Origin of the sequence: Loktanella sp. Alg231-35, from assembly GCF_900143545.1 — a bacterium.
Classification (GTDB): Bacteria; Pseudomonadota; Alphaproteobacteria; order Rhodobacterales; family Rhodobacteraceae; genus Yoonia.
The window spans coordinates 247461-260620 of sequence record NZ_FREV01000004.1 but is presented as its reverse complement, the minus strand read 5'-3'; the positions used below and the strand labels follow the sequence as shown (position 1 = coordinate 260620).

Below are 13160 nucleotides of genomic sequence, written 5' to 3'. Positions count from 1 at the left end.
GCCATGACCTTTCACCCTCCGAAACTTGGGGTGGGAATGATCTATGCGACGGCGCTTCGACCCTTTCTGGAGCGCCGTCCAGACGCACTTGATGTGCTTGAGATTGAACCCCAAACCCTGTGGCTGGCCGATGATCCAATTGACGGCCCGTTCTTCGAATTCACGCCGGGTGTTGACCAATATGCAGCACTGCCCGGTCATAAACTTGTGCATAGCGTTGGTGTGCCACTGGGTGGCACGCGCAGCCCTGACAGTGACCACCTTGCATTGTTACGCCAGACAGCAGAGCGTTTATCGTCACCTTGGGTAAGCGAACATTTATCCATTGCTGGCACGCCACATCAATCTGCCGGGTTTCTGCTGCCGCCGCTGCAAACAGAGGCGGGCGTGGCGCAGGCGGTGTCCAACATTGAGAAATTCGCAGCAGGCGTCGACCGTCCTGTCGCCGTTGAAACCGGTGTTGCCTATCTGTCGCGCAAGTCCTTTGAGATGCCGGACGGCTGTTTTGTCTCGCAGGTCGTGGAAAGGGCTGAGTGCGGTATCCTACTGGATTTGCACAACCTTTACTGCAATCACCGCAATGGCAGGCTCGATTGGGATGAGTTTCTGTCCCAAATTCCGCTGGACCGTGTTTGGGAAGTCCATCTGGCGGGTGGCGAAGAGCGGGATGGGTTTTGGCTGGACAGTCATTCAGGTACGATCCCGGATGATTTGACTGCCCGTTCGCTGGAGGTGTTGCAATCGCTGCCCAACTTGGGTGCATTGAATTTCGAAATCTTCGATACGTTTCTAGAGCGCTTTACGACGGATGAGTTTGACCGCACCGTCGATGATCTGCGCCATCTGTGGTCGGAAACTGGCCGCGCCAAATCAGATGCCCGGCCAGCCGCTATTGACCCACCTGCACCCACGCCGGCGCCTGACCCCGCGCAATGGGATGCGGTGCTGACCGACGCTGTCTGGAAAGCACAAACGCAAGTCACAGAGTGGGAAGAGAATACCGAGGCACTGACGCTTTACGCCTTTTTGGCACGGAGTTTTCGCGGGTCCATTCTGGCGCGATCGTTGCCGCGGTTACTGCGCTATCTATTGCTGCGCGATGGTGCTGTCGTTGAGGCGCGTTTGAAGCGGTTTTACGCGGATAGCGATCCAAAGCTCTACGCACCATTGGAATGCCAGGCTTTTGCGGCATGGTTGCGGAATGATGGTGAGACGGACGCATGGGCGTTGGCTTTGCTGGACTACGACATTGCCTTGCTAGAGATCATCCGTCGCGGTGCGCCGATTGTTGTCAGTTTTCCCGGCGATCCCACAACAGTGTTCGAAGGCCTTGCAATACGCGATCTTGCCGCCCCGCCACCAACACGACCTTGGGAAATCGAGATTTTGCCAGATGTGTTTGCGGTCGAGGATTTCGCGCAGGCCAGTCTGTCCTGACGGGCTAGCGTTCCGCGAGGTCCAGAACGGCTGCCAGATGCGGTGCGAACTCCTGTCTGGAGGCATCCTTTGGGCTGTTTGAAAAGACCCGCTGAGCAAGCCGCACGGCCAGCCATTGGATCGGTCGCTCGGGTGTGACGCCAATGCCATCGGCAAATATTGGCGCGCGCCTTTTGATCCGTTGGATCAGCGCATCCGACCTCACATCATGCGAGGGGTCGATCAAGACCCGACCAAACTCATAGGCGGGATCAGCACGCAGCCCTTTGGGATCAATCAAGCGTGGGCCGTCGTCCGTCAGCACGACGTTCCCGAAATGCAGATCACCGTGGATGATGCGTTCTTGCGTGGTGGTTGCGACCAGATGATCAAAAAGAGCAATTGCGCGGTGTAGATTTTCGGCCTCGGGGTGGTCAACCGCGTGGGCGCGGCAATTGGCAAGGTTGGTCTTGAGCGCCGGCATCACCCGCCGGTATTGGGCGTGCAGTTTGAAACGGCTTCGGGCAACTGCCCCTGCGACCGCCGCCAGATGACGGGTCGCTGTGTCTTCTTCACCGTTCACGAGCAACGCGCTGAGTGCTGGCCCATCGAGCCATTCCATTAGAACCGCAGCACGCCAAGCGCTGCTGCGGTAGATTTTCACCCCTGCACCCGGTTCGAGATGGCGCAAAAACTGGACGGCCGCCCCTTCGCCCGCCGATCCGATTTCGTTGTAGATTTTCAACGCTGCGGGCCCTTGCGGCGCATCGACCTTATAGACCGTCGCGCGCGGTGTTTTGGCAACGCAGCCGTGCAACGCCAGGTTCCAGCGCTTTGCAATGGCTTGCGGGGCGTCCTTTGAGGTCTTGATACGAATTTTCATCTGCGCGGCTCGACAGTCCAAATTTGCACTGTGTTCTTTTGCGCAATGGCGCCGGAAATAGCAATGAACCACGCGCAGTTGCACCAGTGAGGGTGGTAGCGGTTGACCTTTGTTTGGCAGATCATACTCTTGGTACGATTGACAACAAAGGTGCCCCCATGTCCGACCATATCGACCCCGCTAAACTTGACCGTCTTGCCGAAGTGGCCGTGCGCACGGGCGTGAACCTGCAACCGGGGCAGGATCTGGTGATCACCGCGCCCTTGGCGGCCCTTGATCTGGTGCGCCGCATTGCCGTGCATGCATATAAGGCGGGCGGAGGCATCGTGACGCCGTTCTTCAACGATGATGCGATCACGCTGGCGCGGTATGAGCACGCCTCGGATAAAAGTTTTGACCGCGCCCCGGAATGGTTGTTTGAAGGGATGGCTGCCGCCTTTAAGGGTGGTGCCGCGCGTATGGCGATCACGGGAGATGACCCGATGCTCTTGGCAGAGCAGGACCCTGAGAAGGTCGCCCGGCTTAGCAAAGCCACGTCGATTGCGGCCAAACCGGCAATGAACCCGATTGTGGGGTTCGAGGTGAACTGGAATATCGTCGCCTATCCCGGTGCGGCTTGGGCGTCGCGTGTCTATCCCGATCTGCCGGTGGAAGAGGCACAGGGTAAGCTGATGGATGCGATCTATGATGCCTCTCGCCTTGGCGGCGATGATCCGGTCAGGAACTGGGCGGATCATACGGCCACGCTGAAGGAACGTGTCAACTGGCTGAATGCCCAGAACTTCAGCGCGCTGCACTACACCGGCCCCGGTACAAACCTTACTCTGGGACTGGCTGACGGGCATATCTGGAAAGGTGGGGCGTCTCCGGCGCTGAATGGGGTGGTTTGCCAACCCAATATTCCCACCGAAGAGGTCTTTACCTGCCCGCACGCCTATAAGGTTGACGGCACAGTGGCGGCAACCAAGCCGCTGGCGCACCAAGGTAATGTGATTGAAAATATCGCCGTGCGGTTTGAGGCGGGACGCATTGTTGAGGCAACGGCCACCAAAGGCGCGGACGTGCTGAACGCGCTTCTGAAAACCGATGATGGGGCCAGCCGGATTGGTGAGGTGGCACTGGTGCCCCATTCCAGCCCCATCAGCCAGTCCGGGACGTTGTTTTACAACACGCTCTTTGATGAAAACGCGTCGTGCCATATTGCGCTGGGCCAATGCTATGCCGATACGATTGAGGGCGGTTCAGAGCTGAGCCCTGAAGAGCTCAAGCAGAAAGGTGGCAACCAAAGTATCATCCACGTGGATTGGATGATGGGTTCGGACGCAGTGGACATCGACGGGATCACGAAGACGGGTGAGCGCGTTCCGGTGATGCGGGGCGGTGAATGGGCGTGATCGCAGGCTTGCGCAAACACGTGGATTTGCACATATAGAGACCAGCCCAAGGGAGACCGCAATGCGCGCACGAATCTACAAGCCAGCGAAAACCGCCATGTCATCAGGTACGGCCAAGACCCGGCAATGGGTGCTGGAACACGTGGCAGAAACCGCGCGCGAGGTGGACCCGCTGATGGGCTGGACGTCGTCAAGCGACACGCAGGCGCAGGTCAAACTGGAATTCGACAGCAAGCAAACCGCGCTGGACTACGCCAAAGAGCATGGCATCGATGCGGTCGTGCAGGAACCCAAGCCGCGCAAAGCGAACATCCGTCCCGGCGGCTATGCCGAAAACTTTGCCACCAACCGCCGAGGCGCCTGGACGCACTAACCGCTGGTTTTGGCTTGCCAAAGGGCGGGGCCTCACGTCATACCCGGCCCCAAGCGGTCCGATAGCTCAACTGGATAGAGCAGCTGACTTCTAATCAGCAGGTTGAGGGTTCGAGTCCTTCTCGGATCGCCATATAAATAAGGGGTTTGAGCGACTAAATCTGTTGTATCAAAACGGTCGTTGTGTCGCGTGTTATGTCAAAAGTTGCTCAGGTGTCCCTCAGCTTCATCACCTTGGCAATGTTCTCACTCCGCTCTGGAACGTCTCCATCTGTGGTGCTGACGTTGGAGTGAGCTGCCAGAACCAGCAGAGCCATCGCATTGTCGCCCCTGTTGCGTGCGTCCGTAAGGGCAGACCTACCGTCGCGTTTGAGGTGTGTTTTACTCACGGCGCGTTCACGAATTGACGGTGGAATTCTCCAATTGTTATGAAATCGCCCATTTTTGTGTGCGTTGAACGCAAATAGGCCGTTGGAACCTGTTGAAATTAACTGATCATTAACGCTACGGCAACTACCCATTAACTATAAGGTGTCTTTCGAGATAGGGGCATCACCTAAGGTTGAGAGTGCTGTAGTGTTTGATTTGCGTGAGAGTGGTTTTGGTATTGATGACGCTCCGTTGGCTGAAACAATCTACAAGACGAAAACCCAAGCCGAGAGTGCCCCCAAGATCGTCTTTGACGTCACCCTTGGTGTGCTCTTACTCGTTCCCTTTTGCTGCGTGGCGGTGGCTCTTTTTCTGTTAAACCCAGTTTTCAATCCCGGTCCGGTGTTCTTTTGCCAGCGCCGTATGGGCCGCGCCTGCCAGCCGTTTGTGGCCTATAAGTTTCGCACCATGCGCGCGGCAGCGCCCGGCGCGCGCGGTGCCTTCGATGGGTTAGAGACTGACCGCATTGGCCCGTTGGGCCGGTTCCTGCGCCGCACGCGGCTGGATGAGTTGCCGCAGATTCTTACCATCCTGCGTGGCGAGATGAGCATGATTGGCCCGCGCCCTGACAGCTTTGAGCACGCGTGTGTCTATCTGCGCGAGATTCCCGGCTATGCTGCGCGCCATCAGGTGACGCCGGGCATCAGCGGATACGCGCAAACCGAAGTAGGCTATGTTGATGGGCTCGACGGTATTTACCGCAAAGTTGCGGCGGATCATCACTATATCAAGCACGCCAGCTTTGCTCTGGATTTGTGGATCACATGGCGCACCATCGCCGTGGTTCTGACCCGTCAGGGCAGTTGAAGCACCTCGGCTTTGCCGGATGATATTTTCACTGCAGACAAGACCCCAGTGTGGTGGGCTTGGGTATCGAGGGCGATGCGCCGTTGCGTGATCTCAACCTCTTGCACCGGAGTATGCCCGTGGACGACCCACAGTCCGTCCTTGCGCGGTTTCGTCAGGGAATTTGGGTGCCCCCAAGGGAATGTGATGGGTGGCTGATCGTCAAGCGCCACGTCCGGGTCTGCGCCTGCGTGCACGACGCTGACATTACCGCTTTGCCAGACATAAGGGCAACTGTGGAGCCATTGTCCCAGTTTTGGCATGGCCTCAAGCAGGGCATTGCGGGTCTGTGTGCATTGATAGAGAGCGGGGTGCTCTGGCAGTTCTGCGATCCCGAAACTCGCCAGCGTCTTGCGCCCGCCAAAGCGCAGGAAGGCACGAGCGAACCGCCGAGGTCGCCGCAGGAACCGCAATAGCAGTTCTTCATGGTTGCCCCGCAGCGTGATGATCTGTTCGTTGTCCGCCAGCGCCATTAGCCGCCGTAAGGTGCCCGCACTGTCTGGCCCTTTGTTGATGTAATCGCCCACCAGCACAATCGGCTGCCCTTCGGGCATCAGCCGCGTCAGCAGGGCTTCCAACAGATCATCACGCCCATGCACATCGCCGATCGCCCAAAAGGGCGTATCGGGGGCAAGCGTGCTGGTATCGTTCAGATCCGTCATACTTTGCACATAGCGTGATCACCCTGCTCTTGGCCACATGCTGTTGCGTCCTGTCGCGCACGCAGGCCCAAGCCGTTGGTAAGCCTGGTGGATGTATCCACGCTTCGACAATCTAAACCGGAGTGATTTGATGCCTGATCCTTTTGATACTGACTACGTAAACCTGACATCCCCTGCCGTCGCACAATACCTAATCGCCCCTGATGATGGTGCTGACCTGCCGGTGCGTCCGCGAGCGCTATACGTCAATACCGCGGGCACGGCTGTGCTGGTGGACAATGACGGTGAGGCGATCAGCTATGAGGTGGCAGCAGGTGCGGTCCTGTCCATTCGCCCTGTCCGCGTCATGGCCACCGGGACCACGGCGCAGCTGGTTGCGTGGTACTGATCCGTGATCGGGCTAGAGCTTTCGCCAGGCCATAACTTTGGCGTACGTGCAGATGTTGCGCCGCTTGGCGCGTTCTTTGGCGCGGGCGGCGGGCAGCATGTCGCCGTCGCTGCTGGTGCGGACAATGGTCTGACCCTTTGGACAGAGGTCGACCAAAACCACGCCGCCTGCCTGCGGTTGGACAATGACGATCCCGCCACGCGCTATTCCTGGCGCGAGACGCTGATCGCAGAATTGCGCAACGTCTATGCCGTGGGCGAGATGGCACTGACAGGGTCATGGTCGCAGCTGCAATCCTCAGGCTCTGGTATTGCGGGCAGCTATACGGGCAACCGGGCTGTCAGCACCAGTTCTCTGACTGCCAAAGCTTCTGTCACGGTTGATCGTGCGGCCCCGTACGATGTCTGGGTGCATTACACCGGCCGCACCAATGGTGCTTATCTGCGCGTGGATATTGATGGTGGGCAAACGCTCGTCAACGAGGTTGGTGATCCTGACGGCCTTGGGTTCAAGGCGTTTGCGACCTACAACGCGAGCGATCTTACCCGCCGCCAATCCGTCAAGGTCGCTAGCGGCCTTACTGGCAGCCATTTGGTTGAGGTCAGCGTCGGCGGCGTTGCAAGCCCCGGTGGCAATGCCATTATGCTGGAGGCGATTGCGATCTCTGGTGATCTGTCTGATCCCCGTGTCTTGCCGCCGCTTTGGTCCCCCAGCACCAGCTACGCCATGGGGGACGAAGTGCAATGGGGCGGAGTGTTTTATGCCGCCCGCGCCAATGGTATCAGCGGTTCAATCGCCCCCACCCACGGCGGTGGAATTGCATCAGATGGTGCCTTGGATTGGCGTGCAGATAACCGCCCGACCTATCCGGCGTTTGTTGCGATAGACTATGCGTCGGAACGTGAATATGCGCTGCGGTTCGCCGTGGGTGGTGTGTCTACGGAACTGGGCGGACAGACCCACGGGAATGAGGGCCTTGTGGCGCGCAATATCATGCTGGATGGCGCGCCATGGGCCCCTGTAACAACCGGGAACGGGTTGAGCGTGGGCGCGCAGTTAACACTGACCGAGGACTTGAACTGGCAGACGCAGGCGGGTGCTCTGCTTGGTAGTTGCCAGTTGGTTCGCAGCGTGACACCGGGCAGCGTCCGTCATGATGTTGCCGTCGCGGCCACTGGACCGCAAGCCGATGTTTAATGGTTCTATGCCGGCATGCTGCCTATGGTACATTGGGATGGAGAGAGCGGTACAACCGTTGTCGCCACGCTGGATGCACCAGCGGCTGCGGTCACGTTGTCCGATCATGTAGGGGTGAACCCGCCCAGCATTGAATTCGCCGATACCAGCCGGATCGGGTTGACGGGATCAGTCTTCGGACACGGCCTGCTTTATGGTCATGAGGCTGGCGCGGTGCCCGACGAGAACAATGTTCTGGGTCAGTTCAATACCTTCCTGCGCCCAAATCTGGATGCAAGAACAGCAAGCGGGGGGCTCGATTGGGTGGCCAAAGCCTATGTGCAGGCGGACAATGGAACAGGGCTTAGCTTTGGTTCCGGCGACGTGATCCGCTTCTTTAACCGGCACGTGATGGCAGTGGGCTAGGTCGCTAGGAAAAGACTGCTCTGCGCCAGAGCGATCTTGGGGCCTGTTGATCCTGTCGCAACATGCGCCGACTGACCTTGGTTAGGAAGAGGCCAGTCACAGGACAGCCGGCATCGTGAAGTTTGTCCAGCCCCGCTTGCACTGTTGCAAGCGGGGTTTTTGACCATTGCACCCCATAGAGGACGGCATCTGCCAGTAGCGCCCAGAGCGCTGTTGTGGGGTCCGTCAAGACAGGTGGTGCGTCAATGACAATATGATCATAGCGTTCGCGCAGCGCGCTGCAGATACTGTCGACCCTATCCGTCAGGATCGGGTCGTTGGAGGTGTGTGCGCTGCGTGCCATAAGCAGGTCAAACCCAAGTGGAAGGTTGCCAACCAAAGCGTCCGGCAACGACACGCCGCCTGCAATTACATCGGCAATCCCAGCGGCTGGGCGCGCGCCCAAGCATTGTGTCAGATCAGGTTTTGTCAGGTCAGCCCCCAGCAGCAAGACATCCTTGCCTGCTTGGGTCAGACTGTGGGCCAGTGCGATGGCATGGGCGGTCTTGTCCTCACCACTGCGGCTGGCCGTGACAAGGATCACGGCTGGCGTGTGACCATCCGCCGCCAGCATCAACTCGGTGCGCATGGCCCGCATGGCGGGCGCAAAGCGGCCCATGGAACGCTGTAGGTGGCGGGTGCTGCGCGTAGAGGTCTGGCTGGATTGTGCAAAGACAGGCACGCCCATGGCCGCATGCAGTTGTGCGGCAGTGCCTGCACCGTTGCGCAGCGTCTCGCGTAGCGTGATCAGGGTCAGGCCCAACAACACACCCAGTAGTCCGGCAATCTCAATTATCAGGATTTTGTGCGGGCCAAGGTATTGGGCCGATGTGGCAGGAAAGATAAGCTGGCTGTTGTTGTCCGCCAGCCCGCGCTGCACGCGTGTTTCCTGCAACCGCGCTAAGAAGGTTTCGTATAAAACGCGGGTTGCCTCGGCCTCGCGTTGCATCTGTTGCAAGCGGACCAGCCCGGCAGATTGCGCCGACAGCTGGGCGCGCAGCCGTTCGCTCTGCCCGGACACTTCGGCTATTTCGGTCTGAAGTTGCGAGATCGCGGCTGATTGGCGCGGGCTTTGCGTGGCAGCAGATTGCAGTGCGGCCAGTGCGCCCTGCGCCTCGTCCACCCGTTGTTCGGCCAAAAGGATCTGATTGCTGATCGCGTCCAACTTGGTGTTTTCCTGTATCTGTGCGGTTGCAATCAGATCGTTCACGGCGGTTTCTTGGGCGCCCAGTTGCTGCTCTAACGTGCGCACACGTGCAGAAAGCCAGCTTTCAGCGGCCAGTGAAGCTGTGTCTTTCAGGCGCTGTTGATCCGCCACATAGGCCGCAACGGTCACATTGGCCAAAGTCATGGCCTTTTCATCGGTCCCGCTACGGGCGTTGATCTCAAAGATATAGGTATCCTGTGGCCGGGCGACCGTCAGAGCTGCGCGCAGGTTTTGGATTGTCTTTTCATAGATCGCCGTTTCATCAGGTGCAGTGGGCGTGGTGCCCGCCAGCAAATGCCGCAGCCGCCCCCGTATCGCTGTGACCGAATAGGGGGATTGTTCCTGCAGGTAGCGGTTGAATTCAGGGTCTTCGAGCAGGTTCAGCTGATCAATCACCTGCCCAAGGATGCGGTTCGAGGTCAGTACGGTCACTTCGGTATTGAGGCTGGAGGGATCAGTGCCGGGCCCGTCCCATTGTTCTGCAACACCGCGCAGTGCCGTCGGAGTGGCCTCGATTTGCAGTGTAGCGGTGGCCTGATATCGCGGGTTGGTCATATGAAACGCGTAGTAGCCGCCGAAGGCGAGTGCGCAGATCGTGGTAAATAGCAACAGCAGTTTCCCGCGCCACAGCGTGGACAGCAGGCCCAACAGATCAAGGGGCGCAACTGGTTCGTACCGCTGCGTGGGCAGTGGGTATCGCGTTACCTCATTGATAACTGATTGATATGTCATGGCAACCGCATCCTTTGGTTCGGCAGGCTTGCTTTGGCAAAAGATCACAAAGGGGTTAACCAAAATTTAATCTCAATGAATGACCACTGAAGCGGTGGTGTGGCTTGGTTAATCCGTGCGGAGTATCGTGGTTTGAGATTAAGACAAGAGATTGCACAGCTGGCAAAGGCCGCCGCCATTGGCACCATGATGGTGCGCGCGGGTATTGTCGGGGCCAATTTTGCGATCATGATGGGGTTGGCTTACGCCCTTGGCCTCGAAGCATTTGGCACCTTGGTCCTTTGGTGGAGCGTCGCCCTGGTCGCGGGGACTGCTTTTTCCCTAGGCGGTCCCTTGATCCTGCTGCGCGGGATGACGGATGGCCGCGGCGTGCATTTTGAGGGCATCGTGCGGTTTGCTGTGATCTATCCCGCAGCACTTGCCGCGCTGGCCTATGGTCCGCTGTCATGGATGTGGCCCGCTTTGCCTTGGCCGAAACTCATTGCCGTTGCCTTGGGCGTTAATCTGTTGAGCTGTCTGGCCAGTGTCTTGCGCGGACTGGGCAGCGTGCTTTGGTCGATGGTTTTGCGTGACATTGGTCCGCAACTGGCGCTGGGCGCGGCACTACTTGTGACGGTGGGCAATGTGCAATCCGGTCTTTCGATCACAGCGCTAACGATGGGGCTGGTTGCCTGCGCTGCGATGCTTTGGGTCACCCTGCCGCCGAGAGAGGCGGATGATGCGGCGTGGTCCAAGGACGTGGGCTCACTTTGGGGCGCGTCTGTGCTGGGTGTCGGGGTGGCGCAGGCCGATTTGATCGTCGGCGGGCTGTTTCTACCGCCAGAAGTCTTCGGGCTTTATGCCGTCCTGCGTCGTCTGGCCAACCTTATTGCTTTGCCTGTCACTGTCGCCACATGGGTGAGCGCCGCACCGATCTCTGCCGCCTTTGGTGCGGGCGATATGCTGGCCTTGCAGCGCGCCAGTGCCGCAGGCAACCGCATTGCTATCCTGTCTGGGGGGGCCATCTTTGCCGTGACCATATTGGGGCTAGCATTGGCGCCGCTTGCCTTTGGACCAGCCCATCTGCATTTCGGCCAAGGCGTTTTGGCGCTTTTGGCTTTGGGTGGGTTCGTGCAGGTCTGGTTTGCATCGGGCTTCACGGTTGCCACGCTGTGCGGGTTCGCGCGCTACGCGGCTTTGGCGCGGCTTGCGATGGTTGGGCTATATCTGGTGGCGGCCTTTGCATTTGGTTCGGCTCTGACCGCCGTTGCCAATGCGGCGATCTATGTGGGGGCCACTAGTATCGGCAGTGTCGCACTGTGGTGGGCTTTGCGCCGTTGTGTCGCCGTAGATACGTCGGCGGGATCGCTTCTGCGGGGCAGGGTCGCGCGATGGAAGATTTCCTAATTATCACTCTGGCCGCTTTTTGCACCGGATTGCCCCTGTGGATGGGACGACGCTATGGGATGGTCTCAGTTGTATCGCCCATGCACTTGCTGGCCTATTTCGCGGGCTTCGGTTTCCTGATCAAAGTCGCCGTCTACAGTACCGTGCCGGAATGGGCGTTCTACACCCGGTTTGTGACAACCCCCGGCGCGCAGATGGTGGGCGCGCTTTATCTTGCCGGGTTCATCCTGTTGCTTTGTCTTGGCTATCGCTGTGCTGTGCGCCCTGTGCATACACAGCCCCACATCGCCGATGCGCAATTGATCGCTGTGGGTCTGGTGCGACAGGGTTGGCTTTTTGTGGCGGCCTTTGCGGTCGCTGCCGTGACCATCATGCTTTTGATCCGGGCGCGTGGGGCGGATGCTGTGTCGCTTGATGTGCTGACCCAGTTGAATACGGCCAAGCAGATCAATTTGAACAGCAACGGAGTTGGCGCAACGCTGGCCGGGATCAAGACCCTGTTCGTCGTGCCCAAATTCGCGTTTGTATTGCTACTCGGGCAGGGGTTGGTCTTGCGCCGTCGTTATCTGTTGCTGCAAGCCGCTTTGCTTGCGGCCCTCGTGGTGCTGATCGCGCTGATATCCGGCGACCGGTTTGAACTGGTCGAGCTGCTGGTCTTTGCCATCGCGACCTTTACCATTCTGGGCGGGCGCATCGGTGCGCGTGCGGTGTTGTGTATCGGTATCGCGGCAATAGGTGTCCTGCTGACCTCTGCTTATATGACGGCCTTGCGCGGGCAGAACACTGGGTTGATGTATCAGATCGTGGGATCAACTTATTTTCTGGATATCAATGCCGCCGTCATGGTCACCGACCGCGTCACGCCCTCGATGTATCTGCTGGGCGAAAGTTACGGCTGGTGGAGCTTTGGCTGGGTGCCCCGCGCGATCTGGCTGGACAAACCTGCCATCGATCTTGGCGTGTTTTTTAAGCGCGATGTCATGGGGGTCGACACTGGCGGCGCGTTCAACGTGACCGGCCCAGGTGAAGCCTACATCAATTTTGGCTGGGCCGGGATGGCTGTGGGGTTTGCATTGGGCTGGCTTTGCCGCAAGGGCGAGGTGCTGTTGCTCGCGTCCCCCATGGTCCGGCGTCATGGGGCGTTTTGGTTCTATCCGCTGCTGCTCTACCCCTTCGTGCAGGCCACCCTGCAATCATCCTTTAGCGCCTTTGTTGTTGGGGCCGTAGCACAAGCGATGATCCTTGCGCTGATGCTGGCCCTCTTTGTGCCGCGGTTTCATTCGGCGGGTCTTGTTCATGAAAACTGGAGATATGGCCATGCTGTCTAAAGCCATTCACTTTGGCCTGCGTGCCACCAAGGCAGTGCTGCGGCGGATCGGCACGCGTCTTGCCACGCGGCTGCACTGCGCGACACTAGGGGCGCTGGGGTCGGGGTCGGTCATGCAGGCAGGTGTGTCCTTTGCCCCGCCGGGGAATGTGCGGATCGGGTCTGGGTGCTACTTTTGGCGCGGTGTTCATGCGTCGTCGGAAGAACAGACCGGCGTGTTGGAGATTGCGAACCGGGTTCAGATCAACCTTGATGTGCATCTGGATTTCACAGGAGATCTGCGGATTGCCGAAGATGTGCTGATCTCTGAAGGTGCTGTGCTCTATACCCATGATCATGGGCTGGACCCGCGTTCTAAACCGGCGGTCCTGCCCAAGACCGTGGATCGGGATGCGCGCAGTGATCCTGCCGCAGTGCCAGCATATCGGGGCCAATGCTGTGGCCGGCGCGGGCGCAATTGTGGCTGGTAATCCAGCG

14 protein-coding genes and 1 tRNA gene are annotated in these 13160 nt (G+C 58.9%); 11 read left to right on the top strand and 4 right to left on the bottom strand.

The window, feature by feature from the left end; translation table 11 throughout:
- Positions 1–3: 3 nt before the first annotated feature.
- Entirely contained in the window at positions 4–1437 is a 1434-nt protein-coding gene (locus tag DHN10_RS11215) for a DUF692 domain-containing protein (protein ID WP_108815410.1), read from the top strand.
- Between the two features lie 4 nt (positions 1438–1441).
- Here DHN10_RS11215 and DHN10_RS11210 read toward each other — a convergent pair whose 3' ends face one another.
- Positions 1442–2299, bottom strand: a complete 858-nt coding sequence (locus DHN10_RS11210) for an aminoglycoside phosphotransferase family protein (protein ID WP_108815409.1) — start codon at positions 2297–2299, stop codon at positions 1442–1444.
- A gap of 158 nt (positions 2300–2457) precedes the next feature.
- Between DHN10_RS11210 and DHN10_RS11205 the strand changes: the two genes are divergently transcribed.
- From DHN10_RS11205 to DHN10_RS11195, 3 genes are all read left to right on the top strand, one after another.
- Complete coding sequence (locus DHN10_RS11205) at positions 2458–3693, top strand: aminopeptidase (RefSeq protein WP_108815699.1); 1236 nt, start codon at positions 2458–2460, stop codon at positions 3691–3693.
- A gap of 61 nt (positions 3694–3754) precedes the next feature.
- Positions 3755–4066, top strand: coding sequence for an ETC complex I subunit (locus DHN10_RS11200; protein ID WP_108815408.1), 312 nt, complete (start codon positions 3755–3757; stop codon positions 4064–4066).
- A 55-nt stretch (positions 4067–4121) separates the two neighbouring features.
- Positions 4122–4198: transfer RNA gene (locus tag DHN10_RS11195), tRNA-Arg, on the top strand.
- A 76-nt stretch (positions 4199–4274) separates the two neighbouring features.
- Here DHN10_RS11195 and DHN10_RS19745 read toward each other — a convergent pair.
- Positions 4275–4454, bottom strand: a complete 180-nt coding sequence (locus tag DHN10_RS19745) for a hypothetical protein (RefSeq protein ID WP_159086984.1) — start codon at positions 4452–4454, stop codon at positions 4275–4277.
- A 232-nt stretch (positions 4455–4686) separates the two neighbouring features.
- Here DHN10_RS19745 and DHN10_RS11185 point away from each other — a divergent pair, with 232 nt between their 5' ends.
- Positions 4687–5301: a sugar transferase gene (locus DHN10_RS11185; protein WP_234417113.1), complete on the top strand. Its 615-nt coding sequence runs from the start codon at positions 4687–4689 to the stop codon at positions 5299–5301.
- Here DHN10_RS11185 and DHN10_RS11180 read toward each other — a convergent pair.
- Positions 5289–6002, bottom strand: coding sequence for a metallophosphoesterase (locus DHN10_RS11180; RefSeq protein WP_108815406.1), 714 nt, complete (start codon positions 6000–6002; stop codon positions 5289–5291). The two genes, DHN10_RS11185 and DHN10_RS11180, sit on opposite strands and share 13 nt — an antisense overlap.
- 130 nt (positions 6003–6132) lie before the next feature.
- Here DHN10_RS11180 and DHN10_RS11175 point away from each other — a divergent pair, with 130 nt between their 5' ends.
- Genes DHN10_RS11175 through DHN10_RS20010 form a run of 3 tightly spaced genes read left to right on the top strand, consistent with a single transcriptional unit; the run spans position 6133 to position 7992 of the window.
- On the top strand, positions 6133–6390 hold the full coding sequence (locus tag DHN10_RS11175) for a spike base protein, RCAP_Rcc01079 family (RefSeq protein WP_108815697.1): 258 nt from the start codon (positions 6133–6135) through the stop codon (positions 6388–6390).
- A 3-nt stretch (positions 6391–6393) separates the two neighbouring features.
- Positions 6394–7587, top strand: a complete 1194-nt coding sequence (locus DHN10_RS11170; protein ID WP_234417112.1) for a hypothetical protein — start codon at positions 6394–6396, stop codon at positions 7585–7587.
- Positions 7588–7602: 15 nt separating this feature from the next.
- A complete protein-coding gene (locus DHN10_RS20010) occupies positions 7603–7992 on the top strand; it encodes a hypothetical protein (RefSeq protein ID WP_234417111.1) in 390 nt (129 codons plus the stop codon).
- Positions 7993–7996: 4 nt separating this feature from the next.
- Here the strand turns inward: DHN10_RS20010 and DHN10_RS11165 are convergent, their stop codons facing one another.
- Entirely contained in the window at positions 7997–9970 is a 1974-nt protein-coding gene (locus DHN10_RS11165) for a GumC family protein (RefSeq protein WP_159086983.1), read from the bottom strand.
- Between the two features lie 132 nt (positions 9971–10102).
- On the opposite strand from DHN10_RS11165, the gene DHN10_RS11160 reads away from it, so the two are divergent.
- The 3 genes from DHN10_RS11160 to DHN10_RS19740 are packed head-to-tail and all read left to right on the top strand — an operon-like array spanning position 10103 to position 13153.
- Positions 10103–11356, top strand: a complete 1254-nt coding sequence (locus DHN10_RS11160; RefSeq protein ID WP_159086982.1) for a lipopolysaccharide biosynthesis protein — start codon at positions 10103–10105, stop codon at positions 11354–11356.
- A complete protein-coding gene (locus DHN10_RS11155; RefSeq protein ID WP_234417110.1) occupies positions 11341–12684 on the top strand; it encodes an oligosaccharide repeat unit polymerase in 1344 nt (447 codons plus the stop codon). Before DHN10_RS11160 ends, DHN10_RS11155 begins: the two co-directional genes overlap by 16 nt.
- Positions 12653–13153, top strand: coding sequence for an acyltransferase (locus DHN10_RS19740; RefSeq protein ID WP_159086981.1), 501 nt, complete (start codon positions 12653–12655; stop codon positions 13151–13153). Before DHN10_RS11155 ends, DHN10_RS19740 begins: the two co-directional genes overlap by 32 nt.
- Positions 13154–13160 lie beyond the last annotated feature (7 nt).